Below are 20,836 nucleotides of genomic sequence, written 5' to 3' on the forward strand. Positions count from 1 at the left end.
TCTGACCATGACCCGCTCATTACGCATCTTCTACATCGCCCTGTTCATGGTGACGCTGGTTGTCCTGGGCCTGTGGTCCACGCGCAGCTTCATGGGCTTCAGCACCAATGCCGACACCACGGTACTCAACGGTCGCTGGACCAAGGCCGTCGAGACGCACTACGACGACGAATTCCCGATCAAGCGCCTGGGTACCAACCTGTGGGCTGCTCTGGATTTCAAACTGTTCAACGAAGGTCGTCCAGGCGTCGTGCTCGGTCGCGATCAGTGGCTCTACAGCGATGAAGAGTTCAACCCGATCGTCAACGAAGAGCTGAACCTGCAAGGCAACTACGCGCTGGTTGAAGGCGTACGCCAGACCCTGAAAGAGAAAGGCGTGAAACTGGTGATGGCGATCGTGCCGGCCAAGGCGCGCTTGTACCCGGAGCACTTGGGTGAAGTAAAACCTTCGAGCATCCACGGCAACCTGTACCAGGACTTCCACGCTCGTGTGGCGGCCGACAAGATCCTCGCCCCTGACCTGCTGGGCCCGTTCAATAAGGCCAAGCTGAACGGTGAGCAAGTGTTCCTGCGCACCGACACCCACTGGACCCCGGAAGGCGCGCAGGTCGCCGCCGAAACCCTGGCGAAAACCATTCAGGCCAAGTTCCCGCTCAGCGGCGAGCCGCAGCAGTTCGTCACCAAGCCCGCGGAGAAAGTTACCCACAAGGGCGACCTTCGTCTGTTCCTGCCGCTGGACCCGCTGTTCGAAAACCTGATGCCAGCACCAGAGCCGCTGCAGAAGCGCAACACCGTGGCCGTCTCTGATCAGCCTGCCGGTGATGACGCTCTGTTCGCCAACACCGAAGTGCCGGTGGCCTTGATCGGCACCAGCTACAGCGCCAACCCCAACTGGAATTTTGTGGGTGCGCTCAAACAAGCGCTGAACAGCGACGTGGTCAATTACGCCGAAGACGGCCATGGCCCGATTCTGCCGATGCTCAGCTACCTGAAAAGCGATGCTTTCAAGAACAGCCCGCCACAGGTGCTGATCTGGGAGTTTCCTGAACGTTATCTGCCTGTGAACAACGAAATCGGTGACGCCGACCCGCAGTGGGTCGCAGAGCTTAAACAAGCCGGCGCCCGCCAACAAAACGTAGCCGCAAACACTAAATCCGAGACGCCCGACCGGGCGCAAAACTGAAAGAGAGGTACACCATGACTTTCACTACTACTCCTCGCCGTCTCGCTAAGACCTTTGCTCTGGCAGCCACCTTCAGCGTTCTGTCCATGAACGCCTTCGCTGGCGGTGACTCGGCGCTCTACGGCCCGACCGCACCGAAAGGATCGAGCTTTGTACGTATCTACAACGCCGGTAACGCTGAAGTCAGCGCCACCGTCGGCACCACCAACCTGAGCGATGTCGCGCCGCTGTCCAGCAGTGACTTCAGCTTCATGCCGGGCGGTGACTACAGCGCCAAGGTCGGCAGCCAGTCCCTGCCGGTGAAACTGGCCGGTGATCACTATTACACCCTGGTCAACAACGCCAGCGGCGCACCGCAATTGATCGAAGAGCCGCCGTTCAAGAACAAGCAGAAAGCCCTGGTTCGCGTGCAGAACCTGAGCGACAAGGCCCTGACCCTGAAGACTGCCGATGGCAAGACTGAAGTGGTCCCGTCCGTGGCCGCCAAGGGTCGTGGCGAACGTGAAATCAACCCGGTGAAAGTCAGCCTGGCCCTGTACGACGGCGCCACCAAAGTCGGCGACGTGAAGCCGGTTGCCCTGGAACGCGGTGAAGCTGCGGTGCTGTACGTCACCGGCAACGGCAGCAGTCTGTCGCCAGTCTGGGTAAAACGCCCGGTGTCGACGCGCTAATAGATTCGTCAGCACGGTGATCCCCTGTAGCAGCTGGCGAAGCCTGCGCCCGGCGGCGAAGCCGTCGAAAATCCAGGCACCTCGGTCTCACAGAATGACCGCGATGACCGGGATTACGACGGCTACGCCGCCGAACGCAGCCTCGCAGGCTCGGCAGCTGCTACAGAGCTTGGTATCCGGCCTGACTACGAAACAAAAACAAGAGTGAAACGACACAGCGTTCGTAGCTCTAACCAAACGATTTTCAAGGAGTAACAACATGATTCCGGTGATCTTGTCAGGTGGTAGCGGCTCACGTCTTTGGCCGCTTTCGCGTAAGCAATTCCCTAAACAGTTCCTCGCCCTGACCGGCGAACACACACTGTTCCAGCAAACCCTGGAGCGTCTGGTGTTCGAAGGCATGGACACTCCGATCGTGGTCTGCAACAAGGAACACCGCTTCATCGTCAACGAGCAGTTGAGCGCGCGTAACCTCGACACCCAACGCATCCTGATGGAACCGTTCGGCCGCAACACAGCGCCAGCGGTTGCCCTGACGGCGATGATGCTGGTCAATGAAGGTCGCGATGAATTGATGCTGGTGCTACCGGCGGATCACGTGCTCGAAGATCAGAAAGCCCTGCAACGCGCGTTGGCCCTGGCCACCGTTGCGGCTGAAAATGGCGAAATGGTGCTGTTCGGCGTCCCCGCCACCAAACCGGAAACCGGTTACGGCTACATCAAGTCGACCAATGATTCGTTGCTGCCGGAAGGCATCAGCCGCGTCTCGCAATTCGTCGAAAAACCGGACGTGAAACGCGCCACCGAGTTCGTCCAGTCCGGCGGTTACTTCTGGAACAGCGGCATGTTCCTGTTCCGCGCCAGCCGCTTCCTCGAAGAGCTGAAAAAACACGATCCGGACATCTACGACACCTGCGTCCTGACCCTGGAACGCAGCGAGCAGGATGCCGACACCGTCGACATCGATTCCGCGACCTTCGCCTGCTGCCCGGACAACTCCATCGACTACTCGGTGATGGAAAAAACCCAGCGCGCCTGCGTCGTGCCGCTGACCGCTGGCTGGAGTGATGTCGGCTGCTGGTCGTCGCTGTGGGAAGTGAATGAAAAAGACGCTAACGGCAACGTCACCAAAGGCGACGTGGTCATCCAGGACAGCAAGAACTGCATGATCCATGGCAACGGCAAACTGGTGTCGGTGATCGGTCTGGAAAACATCGTGGTGGTCGAAACCAAAGACGCCATGATGATCGCGCACAAGGACAAGGTCCAAGGCGTGAAACAGATGGTCAACACCCTCAACGAACAGGGCCGCAGCGAAACCCAGACCCACTGTGAAGTCTATCGTCCGTGGGGCTCCTACGACTCGGTGGACATGGGCGGCCGCTTCCAGGTCAAGCGCATTTCGGTCAAGCCGGGGGCGTGCCTGTCGTTGCAGATGCATCACCACCGCGCCGAACACTGGATCGTGGTCAGCGGCACCGCTGAAGTGACCTGCGATGAGAACGTGTTCCTGCTCACTGAAAACCAGTCGACCTACATCCCGATCGCCTCGGTCCACCGCTTGCGCAACCCGGGCAAGATCTCGCTGGAAATCATCGAAGTGCAATCGGGCAGCTACCTGGGCGAAGACGATATCGAGCGATTTGAAGATATCTACGGTCGTTCCAACCCGATCGAGCGCGGCGTGTCGGTGAAAACCATCGCGCAGTAATTGATCGGCAAAAAAAGAAGCCCCCGTCCAGCCCGTTGCGTCCCCTATCCGCAGCGGGTTGGGCGGGGGCTTTTTTTGTCTGCCAATCAAGATTTCTCGTTCCCACGCTCTGCATGGGAATGCAGCCCCCGACGCTCCGCGTCACATGCCGAAGCCGACGCAGAGCGTCCAGTGAGGCATTGCCACGCAGAGCGTGGGAACGATCGACCTCCCAAGCCCATCGCCAACCTCACCTGCGCTTAGGTAGGATGTCCTTCTCTCCCCCCGAGGTTTGCGTGATGTTCATCGGCGTCCTGCTGGTCATTACCTGGTTGATCCTGTTACTGCGCTACCCGTCCAAAGCCTTGCCTGTCTCTGTGGCCGCCGCCATCGGATTGGGGTTGGTAGCGGCGTGGGTGATCTGGCTGGACAACCGCGAGGTCAAGCAGTTGGCGCGGCTTGAGTTGCGCATTGCCTATGCGCCCGAACAGTGCCCGGCGGATCGTCCGTTGCAGCTGAAAATGAACAACGGCAACGATGTACCGTTGACGGAATTGCGCTGGAAAGTCGCCGCGTACGCACCGGGAGACACGGTCAATCTGGCCGATAATCAATACGCCGCGCCCCGCTACCGTGGCCCCGGCGAACTGCAGGCCGGTGCCAGCTGGGAAGACTGTTTGCCCATGCCGCCATTGCGTCCGGGTTATCGCCCGCAAACCCTCGAGTTTCGCGCCGAGCGATTGCAAGGTAGTTTCTCCGACTGATCGTCCCATTCCTCCCGTTGCACAAGGACCGCGCCATGCCCGTTGCGTTGATTACCGGATGTTCCAGCGGCATTGGCCGCGCCCTCGCCGATACGTTTAAAGCGGCCGGTTACGAAGTTTGGGCCAGCGCACGCAAGGCGGAAGATGTGGCCCTCCTGTCCGCCGCCGGGTTCACCGCCGTGCAACTGGACGTCAATGACGGCGCGGCGCTTGAGCTGCTCAGCGCACGGATCAATCAGGAGCGTGGCGGGCTTGATGTGCTGATCAACAACGCCGGTTATGGCGCCATGGGGCCGCTGCTCGATGGCGGTGTTGCGGCGATGCAACGTCAGTTCGAAACCAATGTGTTTGCCATCGTCGGCGTCACCCGGGCGCTGTTTCCGGTGCTGCGTCGCGCCAAAGGATTAGTGGTGAACATTGGCAGCGTGTCCGGGGTGCTCGTCACGCCATTTGCCGGTGCGTACTGCGCGTCCAAGGCCGCGGTGCATGCACTGAGCGATGCCTTGCGCATGGAGTTGGCGCCATTCGGTATTCGTGTGATGGAGGTCCAGCCGGGGGCCATCGAATCCAGCTTCGCCAAAAATGCCGGTCACGAAGCCGAACAGTTGATCACCGAACAGTCGCCATGGTGGCCGTTGCGTGAAGGCATTCGGGCGCGGGCCAAGGCGTCCCAGGACAAGCCGACGCCGGCCAGTGAGTTTGCTGCCGGTTTGCTGAAGGCTGTGCAGCAGAGCAAACCACCACGGTTGATTCGCCTGGGCAATGGGTCTCGGGCTTTGCCGCTGTTGGCAGGGTTGTTGCCAAAAGGGTTGTTGGAAGCTGGGTTGATGAAGCGGTTCGGGTTGAAGGGGCAGCTTTGAGACCGAGTGACGCTATCGCTAGCAAGCTAGCTCCCACAGGGGATTTGCGCCGTACACAGTGGATGTGTTCACTCGATCCTGTGGGAGCGTGGCTTGGTCTGGGCGGCATTCCGACGATTGGGCCAGAACAGTCACCGCAACAATCAGCCCCACGCCTTCATGAAATCAATAAACGCCCGCACCTTCAGCGGCAAGTGCCGGGTGTCCGGGTACAGCGCATACACCCCTTGCCGGGCAAACGAATGATCCCCCAGCAAGCGCACCAACCGCCCCGCCTGAAGATCCTCTTGAACCAGCCAGTCAGGCAGCACTGCCACGCCTTGCCCGGCCAAGGCAAACGCCCGCAGCGTGACCGAGTTGTCCGCGACGATCGCCGTTGTCCACGGCCCCGGAGGGTACAGATGCTCCACGCCCTCGGGGTCTGTCACCGTCAATTCCGGCACTCGCCCATGCCCCAGCGTCGGCCATTGCTCCAGTGCCGCCAACGTTGACGCCGGGGCGAAACGCTCGATCAGGGCAGGCGCCGCCACCGCGAAAATATCGAAGGTCGATAACTGCACCGCGCGCAGGTTGGAGTCCAGCATGCGACCCAACCTGATCGCCAGATCAAAGCGTTCGGAGATCAGATCGGCATGGGTCGAGGACGTCGACAGGTGAACGTGCAGCTGTGGATGTTGCTCACGAAAGACCGTCAACGCCGGCACTACCTGCGCCAACGCAAACTCCACGGTGGTAGTGATGCGCAACGTACCCCGCAGTTGCAGGTGCTCGCTGCGGGCTTCCTCGACGGCCATTCGGGCCTCGTCCAGGGTTCGCACGCAGCGCTGGTAAAAACGTTCGCCGGCATCGGTCAGCGCCAGTTTCCGTGTGCTGCGGGTCAGCAACGTGACACCGAGTTCGGCTTCCAGGCGTTTGAGATTGAAGCTCACCACCGCGCGCGTCTGCCCCAGCAGATCGGCCGCCGCCGTCAGCGACCCAGCCTCTACTACGGCCTTGAAGGTGTCAAAACGGTCCAGGCTGACCATGTCAGAAAATGCTCACTGTCAAAATAATTTTGACAAACTAGCAGCCAAACCAGCGTTTCCATAGTGCTTCGTGCGCCCTACCCTGCACGCATCAACACAGGGAAGTAGTCATGTCCTATCGATCGAAAGTCGCGCTGGTGTATCTGCTGGGATTTGCCCTCGATCTGCTGAACATGTTTGTCGCCAACATCGCCTACCCCGACATCGCACAACACCTGCACGCCTCGGTGACCCAACTGGCCTGGATCAGCAATGCCTACATGCTGGGGCTGACGCTGATCATCCCGATGAGCGTGTGGCTGGCGGCAAGGGTTGGCGAGCGGCGCTTGATACTCGCATCACTGCTGCTGTTCGGTCTCGCTTCGCTGTTGGTTGCAGGGGCTGACTCGATTGAAGCGCTGATCGGTTGGCGACTGGTGCAAGGACTCGGCGGCGGGTTGTTGATTCCTGTCGGCCAGGCGTTGGCGTTTCGTCACTGTCCAGCACACCTGCGCAGCCGCTTGACCCTGTGGGTGCTGTCCGTTGCCTTGCTGGTCCCGGCGCTGTCGCCCATGGTCGGCGGATGGATTGTCCAGGCCCTGTCCTGGCGCTGGGTGTTTTACCTGAACCTGCCGTTGACCTTGGTGGCGTTGGTGCTCGCGGCGCTGTGGTTGAAGGTCGACGACCCCGCGAGCGATCGCCCGACGCTGGACAGCCGTGGCCTGCTACTGGCCGCCTCCAGCCTCAGTTTGCTGCTGATTGCCTTGAGCCTGTTGAGTGAAGCTGGCACACGTCAATTCGGTTTGATCGGCCTGCTGTTGAGCGCCGTCACACTCGGGCTGTACCTGCGCGATGGTTGGCGAAAGCCCGGTGCGCTGCTCGATCTGCAATTGCTGCACAGCCCTTCGTTGCGCCTGGCGATGTGCGTGTATTTGCTGGTCCCCGGCGTGTTCATTGGCACCAGCCTGATCGCTGTGCTGTACCTGCATCAACTGGGGTTCGGTACTGCGCAAATCGGTGGGTTGATGTTGCCCTGGGCACTGGGTTCGGCAGTTGCGATTGTCGCCGGCAAACAGGGCTTCAATCGCTGGGGACCCAAGCCCTTGCTGGTGTTCGGCATGCTGCTACAGAGCGCGGGCATTGGTTTGTTGATGCTGATCGAACAACCTCACGGATGGTTACCGGTCACCGCGTACGCCTTGATGGGACTGGGTGGCAGCTTGTGCAGCAGCAGCGCGCAAACCCTGGCCTTTATCGATATCCGTGCTGATCGCATGAACCACGCCAGCGCGTTGTGGAACATCAACCGCCAGCTGAGTTTCTGCCTTGGCGCAGCGGTATTGAGTTCGTTGCTGGGTGCACTCAACCCCCAGTTACCTGATGCCTTCAGGCACTGTTTTCTGGTCGCTGCAGTCCTGACGTTACTGCCGATTTTCGCCGTCTTGCGTTTCGATGCGACGCACGTGAGGGCCCTTGTCCGACCCGCTCCCCTACAGGAAAAAACCACATGAATGATTACCAAGACTACTTTGATGAAGTGATTGAAGCCCACCGACTGATCGAACAATGGTTTGCACTTCCTCAGGGCAACGACGCCCTGGATAACTTGCTGACCCGCTTCTCACCCCGGTTTTCGATGATCACACCGTTGGCCCGGGTATTGGATTTAGACACCCTGACCGCATTGTTCCGGACCGCTGGAGGGATGAAGACCGGGTTCAGGATCGAGCTCAGTGAGTTGCGCGGGATTGATCAGCACGAGCGCGGCGCGACGGTGAGTTATCGCGAGCGGCAAGTGGATGCGACGGGGCTGGAGACAGATCGGCGGTCGACGGTGGTGTTTGAGAAAGAGCCTTTAGAACGGGTGGTGTGGCGGCATTTGCATGAGACGTTTTGCGAAAGCTGAGCCACCCGCATTTGTGTGGCGAGGGAGCAAGCTCCCTCGCCACAGGTTTATCTTTGTCTCGGTCTATTCGCCAATTGCGGGATTGACCACCACCGTACAAGTAATCCCCGCCGCCAGCAGCACCCCGTCCGGCACTTCATCGATGTGGATCCGCACCGGTACTCGCTGGGCCAGGCGCACCCAGTTGAACGTCGGGTTTACATCGGCGATCAGTTCGCGGCTTTCCGGGTTGTCACGGTCGTAGATGCCGCGAGAAATACTCTCCACGTGGCCCTTCATGACTTCGCCGCTCATCAGTTGCATGTCGGCCTTGTCGCCTACCCGTACGTGGGGCAGCTTGGTTTCTTCGAAGAAGCCGTACACCCAGAACGAGTTCATATCCACCACGGCCATTTTTGCCTCGCCGATGCGTGCGTAGTCGCCGCGATGCACGTTGAGGTTGGTCACGTAACCGTCCACTGCTGCGCGTACTTCGGTGCGTTTGAGGTTCAACTGGGCGGCTTCGAGTTGTGCCTGGGCGTGTTGATAATCAGCCAGGGCAGAGTCGGCGATGTTGCTGGCGTCGTCACGGTTTTCCCGGGAGATCACCAGGTTGTCCATGTCGGCGCGGCGGTGGGCGTTGACCTTGCGCATCTCCCAGGTCGACTTGCGTGACGCCACCAGTGCCTGCGCCTGTTTGACCGCGATGCGGTAGTGCTCAGGGTCGATCTGCATGAGCAAATCGCCCTTCTTCACCAACTGGTTGTCGCGCACCGGCACGTTTACCACTTCCCCGGTGACGTCAGCCGCGACGTTGATGATGTCGGCGCGCACCCGACCATCACGGGTCCACGGCGTGTCCATGTAATGCACCCAAAGGGTCCGGCCGATCCATATCGCCAGCGCCAGTACCAACAAGGTGGCGAGCAGGCTGAAAAGCTTTTTCATCAGGGCCTTCTTCAGTGTAAGAGTCAGTGGTAAATGGTCAGCGACAAAGCGCCGAACAGACAGGTAAACAGGCTCAGGCGCAGCAGCGCCGGGTGCCAGAAAAAACGGTACAGGTCGAACCCGGACAGGAACCGGTCCAGTGCCCAGGCCAGTGCCGCTGCGATGAAGAACATCAGCGTCATGGTCGGCATGTACACGCCGTGGAAGGCGATTTCACGAGGCATGTTCAAGTCCTTGAGGGGTACTTTTCGCGTAGGCGGCGAGTGGCGATTGCGGGTCGAGCAGCGACGTGCGGATGAAGTGCAGGTAGCTCTTCACCCGGCGTAAAGCCGAGGTGTCGAAGTGCGGGGCGAAGGGTTCGTCGGTGGCCTGCACACGGCTGATTGCATGATCGACGGCGATCAGTCCACGCTCCAGATTACTGGCGCTGGGTTGCAGGAACAGGCGCATCAACGAACGGCCCATGACGCGGATCGCCTGACGCCACGGCTGGGCTTCGGCGTAGGCCGGATGCACCGGCAGAATCGCCTGCTCCTTGCGCAACTCGATGATCGCGTGACCGACTTCGAGCACCACGAACATCCAGCGCAGCAAGTCACGCTGCACCTGTGGCTGACCCGCTGCGAGGCCATAGGCCTGGTGCAGCAGGTCGCGGGTACTGCTTTCAAAAGCGGAGGCCAGGCCCTTGAGCTTGCCGCTGATGGCGTACACCACTTGCCCGCGTAAATCCTGCTCCAGCCGACGCCATAGCCAGCGACTGTTAGGCGGCAGAATGATCGCCCCGGCGGCGGCGCACACCAGCATGCCCAGCACCATGGCGATGTAGTCGTTGATGAACGCGTAAGGGTTGTAGACCGTGAGGTTGTCCGGCACTGATCCGGTACTGAAAAAGATCAGCAAGCCAAGGCCGACACCGGCGTATTGGGGCCGTGACGTCAGGAATGAGCCGAGCACGATCACCGGCGCCAGCATCACGCACAGCAATGGAAAACCATCGATCCACGGGAAGATGAAAAACATCTCGACGAAGCCGATCAACGCCCCGAGAAAAGTCCCGCAGGCCATCTGAAAGGCCATGCGTTTCGGATTGGGTGTCGCGGCTGAAAGCCCGACGGTCGCCGCAGCAATCAGGGTCATGGTGGCGCCGCTCGGCCACGCCGTCGCTACCCAGTAACTGCCGAGCACTACCAGAATGAACGCCGCTCGAATCCCCGAGGCGGCCGACGCCATCCAGTTGGTTTGCGGGGTGAACGGCTCATCCCACTGCTCTCGAGCATGACTGTGATCCGCCAGGGAGGCGTGAGTCTGTGCATAACCGTGCAGGTCGTCGACGAAGCGGTAGAGCAGTTCGTAGGCCGTGTGGAAATCCAGTTGCTCGGCGTCGCTCGGATCGCTCTCCTGAAACGCTGCTCGCAGGCTGCGGACACGCGCTGGCAGCGCTTCTTTGTACGCGCTCAGGGCCGCGACCAAACGGACAGCGTCAGGGCTGGTCAACGCGCGACCGCTGAAACCGTCGAGCACTTCGGCGAGGTCCTGCAAGCCCGGTTTGATGGCGGCCACCACATGATCCGCGTCACTGTTGCGCAAGCGTTCGAGCAACTGGTGCAAGGCATTGAAACGTGTGGTGATGCCCATGAACTCGCTGTTCAAACGACTCAGGCGACCGTTGCGCCGACGCATGTGCGGGTCTTCGAACACGGTGACGCTGCGCAGCCCTTCCAGCCCCACCGCCTCGGCAATGAACCGCACGTTGCTGGCTTCAAAAGCGTCCCGTTGGCTGCGACCGCGCAAGCCGTCGGTGACGAACAAGGCGAACACACCGAAGCGCTGGTACAACGCATTGCGCATCGCGGCGCTGGCGGTTTGCGGCAGGATCGCGGCGCTGACTACGGTGGCGCAGAGAATCCCCAACGAGATTTCCAGCACCCGCCAGACCGCCGCCATGAACGCGCCATCCGGATGAGCCAAGGCAGGCAAACCGACCATCGCCGCGGTGTAGCCGGCCAACACAAAACCATAGGCGCGGAAGTTGCGGTAACGCGCTGCACCTGCCGAACAGATGCCCACCCAGATCGCCAGCGAGCCGAGGAACAGTTCGGTGTTCTGCGCGAACAGGGCAATGAGCGCGACCATGACCGCCGAGCCGGTGAGTGTGCCGAGGAAACGATAGAAGCTTTTGGCGAACACCTGTCCGCTTTGCGGCTGCATGACGATGAACACGGTGATCATCGCCGTGCGCGGCTGCGGCAGCTCCAGACGCATGGCCAGCCACAGGGTCAGGAAAGCGGCGAACAGCACTTTGAATATGTACACCCAGGTCACGCCGTCGCTGCGTGCCCAGTCAAAGAAACCCCGGCGCCATTCAAGGGAATACAGCCAGCGCAGTGGTGCGGGCAAGGGAGTCATGGAATCCTGTTCAACGAATTTAGGTTGAATACTATTTTGTGGTGAGGGCATTTATCAGAATGCCGCACCACCTGTGGCGAGGGGATTTATCCCCGTTCGGCGGCGAAGCCGTCGTAAACCCAGGCACCTTGTTCTTCCAGACACACCGCATTCACCTGATCTACGACGGCTTCGCCGCCGAACGGGGATAAATCCCCTCGCCACAGATTGTGGTTCGGGGTGGTGCGGCATTCCGATAAATCCCCTCGCCACAGATCGTGTGTTCAACGTAATAGAACCGGGGTTTTCGGTGCCTGGGTCTGGCTGTTTTTTGGCACATCGTTACCCGCCCCCAGCCCGCCGCCGAGCGCCGTCACCAGCTCGGCATGAGCGCCGAGGCGCGCGGCCTGGACCTGTTGCTGGACTTGTTGCTGTTTGAACAGCAGCGTCTGGGCATTGAGCACGTTGAGGTAATCCGTGAGCCCACGCTGATAGGCGATCATTGCGATGTCGTAGGTCTTCTGCGCGGTCGCCACCGACTCGGCGGCGAAGGTTTGCTGCTTCTCCATGGACTCGCGACGGATCAACTGGTCGGAGATATTTTTCAGCGCGTTGATCAGGGTCTGGTTGTAGTGCGCGACGGCAATGTCATAACCGGCTGACGCTTCACCCAGTTCGGCGCGTAAACGCCCGCCATCGAAAATCGGCAGCGAGATCGCCGGACCGACGCTGTAGTTGAGTTTTTTGCCGGTCAAAAACTCCAACGCCCCGCCGCCGGTCGCCATGTAGCCGAGGCTGCCGACGAGATCGACGTTGGGATAAAAACCAGCGTGAGCGACGTCGATTCCCCGCGCCTGCGCCGCGACCTGCCAGCGACTGGCGACCACGTCCGGGCGTTGACCCAGCAACTGCGCCGGTAACGACGACGGTAGTTTCAGTGCCGCTGCGAGCGACATCGTGGGTCGCTGCAATTGGGTTCCCTGGCCCGGTCCGAAGCCCGCCAGTGCGGAGAGCTGGTTGCGGCTGAGGGCGATTTCTTCGTCCAGCGCATCGATCTGGCGATGGGTTTCGGGCAGCGGGGTTTCGGCCTGGCTGACTTCGAAATGCGTACCGATGCCACCCGCCAGGCGTTTTTGCGCGAGGTCGAGAATCTGTTGTTGCTGCGTCAGCGTCGCGGTGACGATGTCCCGTTGTGCGTAATGCAACGAGAGTTCGATGTAGGCGCGCACGATGTTGTTCTGCAGTTCCAGCTGGGCAAGGCGCGCTTCGGCGGCGCTCATGTGCGCCATATCGACGGCGCGTTCGGTGGCATTGCTTTCACGGCCCCAAAGATCGAGTGCATAGCTGAAGCCCAGCGAGGCGTTGTTGTCCCAGGTCGTGGTGTCCGCCAGCTCGCCCGGCCCGTAGAACTGATCGGTGGGCCAGTTGTGACGTTTGAGGGTGGAGTCTGCGTTGATGTGCAAGGACTCGGCGGACTCGGCAACGCCGGCCATGGCTTTCGCCTGACGTACACGGGCGGCAGCGATGGCCATGGTGGGGCTGCCTTGCAGGGCGAGGTCGATCCAGCGGTTCAGCTGCGGGTCGCCGTAAGCCTGCCACCATTGCGTGGCGGGCCAGTGAGCGTCCTGTGCGGCGCTTTGGATGGCTTCGTCGGTGGCCAGTGAATTGGCCTCCAGTGCCTTGCCCTGGGGGGCAATTCCGCCGGTTCCGATGCAGCCGCTGATTGTCAGGGATAGAGCCAAAACACTGAGCGTCTGAAGCGCTCTGCTGATGCGACGCGGCACTGCTGCAAATTCCTGAGCTGAGGGGGGTTCCTTTGGAGGAGCTGTCGAGTGAAACGAGGCTCCTACAGAGGTGGGCGCAATTCTAGGGGGCGCCCGGAGTGGCGATAAGCTGGGATTCTTGTGAATCTTTGTTACCGTTAACGCGATAATCCCTTCGTCGGGGGTCTCAGACCCTGAAACTTCGTGTCACAATTTGCCATCGAACCCGAGAGCACCCCATGGACACTTTGCAAAACATGCGCGCCTTCAGCTACGTGGCCGAGGCTGGCAGCTTCACCGCCGCCGCCGTGCAGCTCGATACCACGACAGCCAACGTCTCGCGCGCGGTCTCCAATCTGGAAGCCCACCTGCAAACCCGACTGCTCAATCGAACCACGCGGCGCATCGCCCTGACCGAAGCCGGCAAGCGCTATCTGTTGCGTTGCGAACAGATCCTGGCGTACGTCGAAGAGGCGGAAGCCGAGGCCAGCGATGCTCACGCACGCCCCGCCGGGCAGCTCAAGGTGCACACCATGACCGGCATCGGTCAGCACTTTGTGATCGACGCGATCGCCCGCTACCGCAAGACCCACCCCGACGTGACGTTCGACCTGACCATGGCCAACCGCGTGCCGGACTTGCTCGACGAAGGCTATGACGTGTCCATCGTGCTCGCCAGCGAACTGCCGGACTCGGGTTTCGTCTCGCAACGCCTGGGCATTACCTACAGCATCGTCTGCGCGTCACCAGCCTACGTAAAAGCCAACGGCTGCGCGCACAAACCCAGCGATCTGCTGAACCACGCTTGCCTGCGCCTGGTCAGCCCGGTCATCCCGCTGGAAAAATGGACCTTCGACGGCCCTGAAGGGCAGGAAATGGTCACCATCAATAGCTCACCGTTTCTGGTGAACTCGGCGGACGCCATGAAAACCGCGATCACCAGCGGCATGGGCGTTGGCGTGTTGCCGGTGTATGCGGCCATTGAAGGTTTGCGCAATGGCACGCTGGTGCGGGTGATGCCGAACTACCGCTCGCAGGAATTGAACCTGTACGCGATTTATCCTTCGCGCCAATACCTCGACGCGAAAATCAAGACATGGGTCGAGTACCTGCGCGGCTCGTTGCCGGAAATACTGGCAGCGCATCAGGCGGAACTGACGGCGTATGAACTGAGCGGAAGCCTGGCGGGGGCTCGGTTGGCGAATTGAGCCGTCATGCCACCCGGCTACTGCAGGAGCTGCCGCAGGCTGCTCCTACAGGGTTTATCTGCGTCGACGGTCTCGCACAAAACCCGGGAAGAATGTTAGCGTGCTTGGCATTCTCCAAGCACGACGAGCCTCCTCTCATGAAAAAGACCGTACTCGCTTTCAGCCGCATCACGCCCGACATGATCGAAAGCCTGAAACAGGATTTCGAGGTGATCGTGCCGAATCCGAAAAACGGTGACATCAATGCCCAGTTCAATGAAGCCCTCCCTCACGCCCACGGCCTGATTGGCGTCGGTCGCAAACTGGGGCGGACGCAACTGGAAAATGCGGCGAGACTGGAAGTGGTCTCCAGCGTCTCGGTGGGTTACGACAACTACGACGTTGCCTACTTCAATGAGCGCGGCATCATGCTCACCAACACCCCGGACGTCCTGACTGAAAGCACCGCAGACCTGGCGTTCGCCTTGATCATGAGCAGCGCGCGGCGGGTGGCTGAGCTGGATGCCTGGACCAAGGCCGGTCAATGGCAAGCCAGCGTCGGTGCTCCGCTGTTTGGCAGTGATGTACACGGCAAGACCCTGGGCATCGTCGGCATGGGCAACATCGGTGCAGCCATTGCCCGCCGTGGCCGGCTGGGGTTCAACATGCCGATCATCTACAGCGGCAACAGTCGCAAGACCGCACTGGAGCAAGAACTCGGCGCTCAGTTTCGCAGTCTTGACCAGTTGCTGGCTGAAGCCGATTTTGTGTGCCTGGTGGTGCCGCTCAGCGAAAAGACCAAGCACCTGATCAGCCATCGCGAGCTGGCATTGATGAAGTCGAGCGCGATTCTGGTGAACATTGCCCGCGGCCCCGTAGTGGACGAACCGGCACTCATCGAAGCGCTGCAAAACAACCGCATCCGTGGCGCAGGGCTGGACGTCTATGAGAAAGAGCCCCTCGCTGAATCGCCGCTTTTCCAGCTGAAAAATGCTGTCACGCTGCCGCACATCGGCTCAGCCACTCACGAAACCCGTGATGCAATGGCCAACCGCGCTATTACCAATCTACGCAGCGCTCTGCTGGGTGAGCGACCACAGGATCTGGTCAATCCGCACGTCTGGAAAGGCTGATAAAGGCGACGGCACGTGCTCAAGCGCGTGCCGACTTCACCAACGACTTTCATAACAAATGATCAAGTAACAGCGACATAACCTGCAACTCAGTCGCCGGCAACTTACACGCCATCCGCTATAAACTCCGACAACGCTAAAAGCACAATACGTACATTCGGAGATTACTTGCATGAGCAACTTCACCACCCTTTGCACGATCAGGCGGAGCAAAGTACTGATTGTTTTAATGGCCGCACTCTTTGGATTGGTCACCTTGACCAACAACTTCACCGATTACACGGCCTACTCCGACTACATCGGGCGCATCATCAGCATGAGCGACACCGTCGGCAACGAATCACGCCGCTATCGCGCGGTCACTTCAACACTGTTCCATCATCGGTTTTACTGGGCGGTCATTACGCTCGAGATTATGTTTACGCTCAGCTTCCTGGTGGGCACTTATCAGCTATACCGAAATATCAATGCCCCGCGTCATGAATTTCATGACGCAAAGAAGTTTGCCATCGTCGGTTTTACCACCGCTATTTTTGTCTATTTCACGTTCTACGTTATTGTCCTCAATGAATGGTTCGACATGGACAGTTCGATACAAGGCAACGGCTTTCACTGGGCGCGAAATAACATTGAATTCATGTTTCTCGGCCTTATTTATCTCGTGCTGGTTAAAGATAATTAAACAGCGTGCGCTTATGCCAACTTTCCCTCTACCGGTTTTACGCTCACGCCAGGTTTGCGAAACACCAGTACGTTGCCCAGCATGACCATCACCAATCCCGCCAGCGCTGGAGCGGTCCACTGATAGCCTTCGGCAAATGCCGAGACATTCAGCGCCACGACCGGGAACAACACCGTGCAATAAGCCGCGCGTTCAGGCCCCATCCGCCCAACCAGCGTCAGGTAGGCCGTAAAGCCAATTACCGAGCCCGGGATAACCAGGTACAGCAAAGAGCCGATGTAACGCGTGCTCCACTCCATGTCGAACGGAGTGCCCTTGACCAGGCACCAGACCGACAGCATCGCCGCGCCGTAGGCCATGCCCCAGGCGTTGGTGGTCAGGGGTTTGAGGCCCGCCTTCTGCTGCAGGCTCGACAGCATGTTGCCCGCCGAAAAACACAGCGTGCCGATCAACGCCAACCCCAGGCCAAGCAAGGTTTCGGGGCTGGCGGTATGACCGGCGAACTCAGGCCAGAACAACAGACCTAATCCCAGCAGACCCAAGGCACCCCCCATCAGCACATTGCGAGCAATTTTCTGACCGAAGAACACCCGCGCATTCAGGGCATTCCACAAGGTGGCGGTGGAGAAGACCACGGCGACCAAACCGCTGGGAATCCATTGGCTGGCGGTGAGGAAACACATGAAGTTGACGCAGAACAGGCACAGCCCTTGCGCCACGCAGATCAGATGTCCGCGACGGTTCATCACTTGCAGGCGACGGCTGAGCAACAGAATCGCGAACAACACCAACGCGGCGAGACCGAAGCGATAGACGATCGACACCGGGATCGCGACCACGCCCAGCTGCCATTTGAGGGCAATCCAGGTGGTGCCCCAGATCAGCACGGTCAGCAAATACAACGAAAGGTTCATGGCGCAAGCTCCTCGGTAGAGCATCAGTGTCCTGCGTCGGCGCTGGTCGCACTTGCAAAAACTTGCGCATTTGTCGAGCGACGGGCTGGCGAGGCACGCTCTACGGAGTAGGATGCAAGGCGTTAGAGAGAAGTGATCATGCCCGCATTGGAATCGTTGCAAGTTTTTCAAGCCCTCAACCGCTCGCACCATGCTCGCCTCGAGCACAGCGCCGAGCTCGGTGACGGCATGGCTGCAGCTTTGTGGAGCAACCATCACGACGCCCAGGACTACGAGGCGCCCAGCCATCACACGCTGTCCTGCTACATCGCTGGCGGCACCGGCACATTTCGCCGCGACCGGCCCGGTGTCATGGGTGCTCCGGACAAGTTGTGTATTCTGCCAGCGGATCAGCCTTCCGCCTGGGTGATCAACGGCGACATTCGCCTGGCCCATGTGTATTTCAGCCCCGAACAATTCGCGCTGGGTTGCGTCACGCTGCTGGACCGCGAACCTCGTGAACTGCTGCTGCGCGAGCACACCTTTCTTGACGATCCCATTCAGGCCCGGCGATTTCGGAAACTGATCTCGCTCAATTGGGACGAACCCGGTGAACGCCTGCTGACCAGCAGTCTGGCGCACGAAATGCTCAGCCATGTGCTGCTGAGTCAGGTCGGCAAGCGCGAAGGATTGCGACTCAAGGGCGGGCTGGCGGCGCATCAGCGTCGGCAGCTCATTGAGTTCATCGACAGCCAGTTGGCCGAGGCCATCAGCCTTGGGCAATTGGCGGGGTTGTGCGCGTTGTCGGAGTATCACTTTGCGCGGATGTTTCGCGAGAGCTTTGGTTTGCCGCCACATCAGTATGTGCTGGCGCGACGACTGAGCCGGGCGCAGGAATTATTGCGCACGACGTCACAGCCATTGGGAGAGATTGCACTGGCGTGCGGGTTCTCCAGTGCCAGTCATTTCACCAATCGATTCCGTCAGTCCTTGGGTGGAACGCCTGGGGAGTATCGGCAGGCGTTTTTGCGGTAATCCTGAGATTCTTTGGTGCCTGTCAGGGCCCCTTCGCGAGCAAGCTCGGCTCCCACAGGGTCTGTGTGGGACGCGGATCTGGTGTTCACTGCCAATCAAATGTGGGAGTGAGCCTGCTCGCGATGAGGCCCTGTCAGGCAACATCAATGCTGGATGTACGGCCGTCATCGCGAGCAGGCTCACTCCCGCAATGGATGTTAGAACTCCAGCGTGCTGGACAATGTCACCTGCCGTGAATCCCCCATCGACACGAAGAACCGGCTTGCCGCTGAGGTGTAGTAGGTGCGATCGAACAGGTTCTTCACGTTGAGCTGAAATTTGACCTTCTGACCTTCGACCCGGGTGTCGTAAGTGGCGAAGGCATCGGCCACGGTGTAGCTCGGCAAGTCGAAATCATTCACCGCGTTGCCTGCCCGTTCCCCGACGTATCGCGCACCCGCCCCAACCCGCAATTGATCCCCACCGACAATCGTGCCGAAGTCATACACAGCCGACAGCGAGCCGCTGTTTTTCGCCACGTTTTGCAGTTTTTTACCTTTGTAGGTCGGGTCCTCGGTGACTTCGGCATCGGTGTACGCATAACTGCCGATCATGCTCCAACGGTCGCTGAGCTGACCGCTCAGGTCCAGTTCCAGACCACGGGAGCGCACTTCGCCGGCGGCGCTGTAAATCGTCACGGGGCCTTCGGAATTGGCCACCAGCACGTTGCGCTTCTTGATGTCGAACAACGCGATGTTGCCGGTGACACGCCCTGGCATATCCAGCTTGGCGCCCACTTCCCACGACTTGGCCTCTTCCGGCGCAATACTGCCGTCGAGCACGGTGCTGCTGCCACTCAGCGGGGCGATGGTGGAGTTGGGTTTGAAGGATTCGGTGTAGCTGCCATAGAAGGACAACGCATCGGTGTAGCGATACACCAGGCCGGCGCGCGGTACCCACTTCTGACCGTTGCTGTCGGTGTTGGCCTGGAACGGCACGCCTTTGCCAGCGTACTGGTCGTACGCCTGAAAGCGCGCGCCGCCGACCAGAATCCATTTATCGGTGAGGTGGATCGAGTCCTGCAGGAACACCGAATCGCTGCGCAGCAGATCGGTCTGCGCACTGTCCGCGGGGCTGACGGTGGTGCCTTCGACTTCGCGACCATAGACCGGGTTGGTGTAGCTGAAATTACTCAGGCTTTTCTGGCGGATCAGGTCGGCGCGGTAGATTTTGCGGTACTCATCATCGATACCGAACACCAGGTCATGTTGCATGCCGGCCACGTTGACATTGCCTTCGAGACTGGCCGTGGTGAAGCGGTCAGTACTGATCGCGTTCTGCGTGCCGTCCATGCTGCGGGTCAGCGTGCCTTTGGTGGTGTCGATAGCGGTGACGCGCACTTGGCTGGCGTCATAGGTTTCACGGTTCCAGCTGTAGCCAAAATGAGCATTCCAGTTGTCGTCGAGCGCGTGATCGGCTTCGAAGTGATAGAGGTCCGAGCGACCTTCCATGTTGTTGAACGGCTCATCAAGGCGACGGTCACGGGGGATGTCCAGCGGATGATTGTCACGCGGGTCGATGACCGTGCCACGGTCGAACGGGGTGAGAAATTCGCGGTGCTCATAGGCGAACAACAGGGTGGTGCTTTCACCGAACCAGGCCAACGATGGCGCGACCAGCGTCTCGCGATGAACACCATAGTTGCGCCAGTAATCTTCGTCTTCGTGGTCCAGCACCATGCGGTACGCCAGCCCGGAATCTCCCAGCGCACCCGTGCTGTCGAAGCTGCCACCGCTGCCGTTCTTGCCATCGCCATAGGTCGAGCCGCGCAGGGTCAGCGCGTTGTACTGCTCAAGTTCGGGCTTCTTGCTGACCATGTTGACCACCCCGCCCGGGTCCTGGATGCCATAGAGCAACGACGCCGGCCCTTTCAGCACTTCGACCCGATCCACCGTGGCATTCAACCCCCTTCCCTGCACCACCGGCATGCCATCGCGCATGATCGAGCCATTGCGATTGTCACCAAAGCCCCGGGTCATCACCGAGTCCTGGGTGCTGCCCAAAGTGTTGCCCTGAGTGATGCCGCTGACGTTGGCCAGTGCGTCATCCAGATTACGCGGCGCCTGATCGCGAATGACCTGGGCCGGGATCACGTTGACGGTCTGGGGGATTTCCTGAAGCAAGGCGGAGGACCGCATGACCGAACTGGTTGGCGGGGGTTGATAGCTCTGGGATTGATCCATCACCGAGGTGATGGTGGTCGCGCCCAGGTTCAACGCGCCATCGGTGGACACGGGTTCAAGGGCCAGGGTGTGAGCGTCGGTTCGACGGAAGGTGAAACCCGATTGGCTGAGCAAACGCTGCATCGCCTGTTCGGCACTCATCTGCCCGTTCACGGCGGGCGCGATGATGCCGTACGGCGCTTCATCGGTGTAGACCACGCTGATGCCAGTGATCCGGCTGAAGTCGCTCAGGGCCTGAGGCAGCGGTTTGGCGGTCATTGCGAAACTGAATTGCGTTCGCTGCTGCGCTGTCCCGGTATCGGCGGCCATTGCAATGCTCGATGGCAAGAGCGCCAGCGCCGTGAAACTCAGTGCAGAAGCACCCAACCATTGTTTGACCGACACCGATTTTGCCCTGGACTTCATTGCTCATGACCTGTGTAGAACTGTTTCGGATGCGAATGACTCGCAGTTTCAGTCACTACACGGATGGCGATCGGTTTTACCTCATCAGAATGTTGAAAATATTTTTGGAAGATCAAAAGATCGCGG

The 20,836-nt window shown here is 59.9% G+C and carries 19 protein-coding genes; 12 read left to right on the top strand and 7 right to left on the bottom strand.

The annotated features are described in order from the left end of the window. Positions 1-7 precede the first annotated feature (7 nt). From H7698_RS10610 to H7698_RS10630, 5 genes are all read left to right on the top strand, one after another. Positions 8-1,183, top strand: a complete 1,176-nt coding sequence (locus tag H7698_RS10610) for an alginate O-acetyltransferase (RefSeq protein WP_194691349.1) — start codon at positions 8-10, stop codon at positions 1,181-1,183. Between the two features lie 14 nt (positions 1,184-1,197). Beyond that, positions 1,198-1,854, top strand: a complete 657-nt coding sequence (locus tag H7698_RS10615) for an alginate O-acetyltransferase AlgF (RefSeq protein ID WP_162437314.1) — start codon at positions 1,198-1,200, stop codon at positions 1,852-1,854. A 259-nt stretch (positions 1,855-2,113) separates the two neighbouring features. Further along, positions 2,114-3,565, top strand: a complete 1,452-nt coding sequence (locus tag H7698_RS10620) for a mannose-1-phosphate guanylyltransferase/mannose-6-phosphate isomerase (protein WP_162437313.1) — start codon at positions 2,114-2,116, stop codon at positions 3,563-3,565. Positions 3,566-3,843: 278 nt separating this feature from the next. After that, positions 3,844-4,308 (top strand): multidrug transporter, encoded by a 465-nt coding sequence (locus H7698_RS10625; protein WP_194691350.1) that lies wholly within the window; start codon positions 3,844-3,846, stop codon positions 4,306-4,308. 35 nt (positions 4,309-4,343) lie between these two features. Beyond that, complete coding sequence (locus H7698_RS10630) at positions 4,344-5,168, top strand: SDR family oxidoreductase (RefSeq protein ID WP_162437311.1); 825 nt, start codon at positions 4,344-4,346, stop codon at positions 5,166-5,168. 143 nt (positions 5,169-5,311) lie between these two features. Here H7698_RS10630 and H7698_RS10635 read toward each other — a convergent pair whose 3' ends face one another. Then, the gene (locus H7698_RS10635; RefSeq protein WP_194691351.1) at positions 5,312-6,193 is read right to left on the bottom strand and encodes a LysR family transcriptional regulator; all 882 of its coding nucleotides are present in this window, start codon (positions 6,191-6,193) and stop codon (positions 5,312-5,314) included. A 110-nt stretch (positions 6,194-6,303) separates the two neighbouring features. On the opposite strand from H7698_RS10635, the gene H7698_RS10640 reads away from it, so the two are divergent. Together H7698_RS10640 and H7698_RS10645 are read left to right on the top strand one after the other, a co-directional pair. Continuing rightward, the gene (locus H7698_RS10640) at positions 6,304-7,683 is read left to right on the top strand and encodes an MFS transporter (RefSeq protein ID WP_194691352.1); all 1,380 of its coding nucleotides are present in this window, start codon (positions 6,304-6,306) and stop codon (positions 7,681-7,683) included. Beyond that, on the top strand, positions 7,680-8,078 hold the full coding sequence (locus H7698_RS10645) for a DUF4440 domain-containing protein (RefSeq protein ID WP_194691353.1): 399 nt from the start codon (positions 7,680-7,682) through the stop codon (positions 8,076-8,078). Before H7698_RS10640 ends, H7698_RS10645 begins: the two co-directional genes overlap by 4 nt. A gap of 63 nt (positions 8,079-8,141) precedes the next feature. Here H7698_RS10645 and H7698_RS10650 read toward each other — a convergent pair whose 3' ends face one another. Genes H7698_RS10650 through H7698_RS10660 form a run of 3 tightly spaced genes read right to left on the bottom strand, consistent with a single transcriptional unit; the run spans position 8,142 to position 11,411 of the window. Next, a complete protein-coding gene (locus H7698_RS10650; protein ID WP_194691354.1) occupies positions 8,142-9,005 on the bottom strand; it encodes an efflux RND transporter periplasmic adaptor subunit in 864 nt (287 codons plus the stop codon). Positions 9,006-9,028: 23 nt separating this feature from the next. Beyond that, positions 9,029-9,229: a DUF1656 domain-containing protein gene (locus tag H7698_RS10655; RefSeq protein WP_162437306.1), complete on the bottom strand. Its 201-nt coding sequence runs from the start codon at positions 9,227-9,229 to the stop codon at positions 9,029-9,031. After that, positions 9,219-11,411 carry an FUSC family protein gene (locus H7698_RS10660; protein ID WP_162437305.1) on the bottom strand — a complete coding sequence of 731 codons (2,193 nt, stop codon included), beginning with the start codon at positions 11,409-11,411 and terminating at the stop codon, positions 9,219-9,221. The genes H7698_RS10655 and H7698_RS10660 overlap by 11 nt, the downstream gene beginning before the upstream one ends. A gap of 59 nt (positions 11,412-11,470) precedes the next feature. Between H7698_RS10660 and H7698_RS31625 the strand changes: the two genes are divergently transcribed. Then, positions 11,471-11,602: a hypothetical protein gene (locus tag H7698_RS31625; RefSeq protein WP_268932892.1), complete on the top strand. Its 132-nt coding sequence runs from the start codon at positions 11,471-11,473 to the stop codon at positions 11,600-11,602. Between the two features lie 72 nt (positions 11,603-11,674). On the opposite strand, the gene H7698_RS10665 is transcribed toward H7698_RS31625, so the two are convergent. Continuing rightward, a complete protein-coding gene (locus tag H7698_RS10665; RefSeq protein WP_194691355.1) occupies positions 11,675-13,174 on the bottom strand; it encodes an efflux transporter outer membrane subunit in 1,500 nt (499 codons plus the stop codon). Positions 13,175-13,392: 218 nt separating this feature from the next. Between H7698_RS10665 and H7698_RS10670 the strand changes: the two genes are divergently transcribed. From H7698_RS10670 to H7698_RS10680, 3 genes are all read left to right on the top strand, one after another. Then, on the top strand, positions 13,393-14,361 hold the full coding sequence (locus H7698_RS10670) for a LysR family transcriptional regulator (protein ID WP_162437303.1): 969 nt from the start codon (positions 13,393-13,395) through the stop codon (positions 14,359-14,361). Positions 14,362-14,498: 137 nt separating this feature from the next. Beyond that, positions 14,499-15,473: a 2-hydroxyacid dehydrogenase gene (locus H7698_RS10675; RefSeq protein ID WP_194691356.1), complete on the top strand. Its 975-nt coding sequence runs from the start codon at positions 14,499-14,501 to the stop codon at positions 15,471-15,473. Positions 15,474-15,645: 172 nt separating this feature from the next. Beyond that, positions 15,646-16,155 (top strand): DUF2165 family protein, encoded by a 510-nt coding sequence (locus tag H7698_RS10680; protein ID WP_162437301.1) that lies wholly within the window; start codon positions 15,646-15,648, stop codon positions 16,153-16,155. A gap of 11 nt (positions 16,156-16,166) precedes the next feature. On the opposite strand, the gene H7698_RS10685 is transcribed toward H7698_RS10680, so the two are convergent. Further along, on the bottom strand, positions 16,167-17,069 hold the full coding sequence (locus H7698_RS10685) for a DMT family transporter (RefSeq protein WP_194691357.1): 903 nt from the start codon (positions 17,067-17,069) through the stop codon (positions 16,167-16,169). A 138-nt stretch (positions 17,070-17,207) separates the two neighbouring features. Here H7698_RS10685 and H7698_RS10690 point away from each other — a divergent pair, with 138 nt between their 5' ends. Beyond that, positions 17,208-18,083, top strand: coding sequence for an AraC family transcriptional regulator (locus H7698_RS10690; RefSeq protein WP_194691358.1), 876 nt, complete (start codon positions 17,208-17,210; stop codon positions 18,081-18,083). Between the two features lie 197 nt (positions 18,084-18,280). Here H7698_RS10690 and H7698_RS10695 read toward each other — a convergent pair whose 3' ends face one another. Continuing rightward, a complete protein-coding gene (locus H7698_RS10695; protein ID WP_194691359.1) occupies positions 18,281-20,710 on the bottom strand; it encodes a TonB-dependent siderophore receptor in 2,430 nt (809 codons plus the stop codon). Between the last annotated feature and the right edge of the window lie 126 nt (positions 20,711-20,836).

It is taken from the genome of Pseudomonas sp. p50(2008), assembly GCF_015351605.1.
GTDB lineage: Bacteria > Pseudomonadota > Gammaproteobacteria > Pseudomonadales > Pseudomonadaceae > Aquipseudomonas.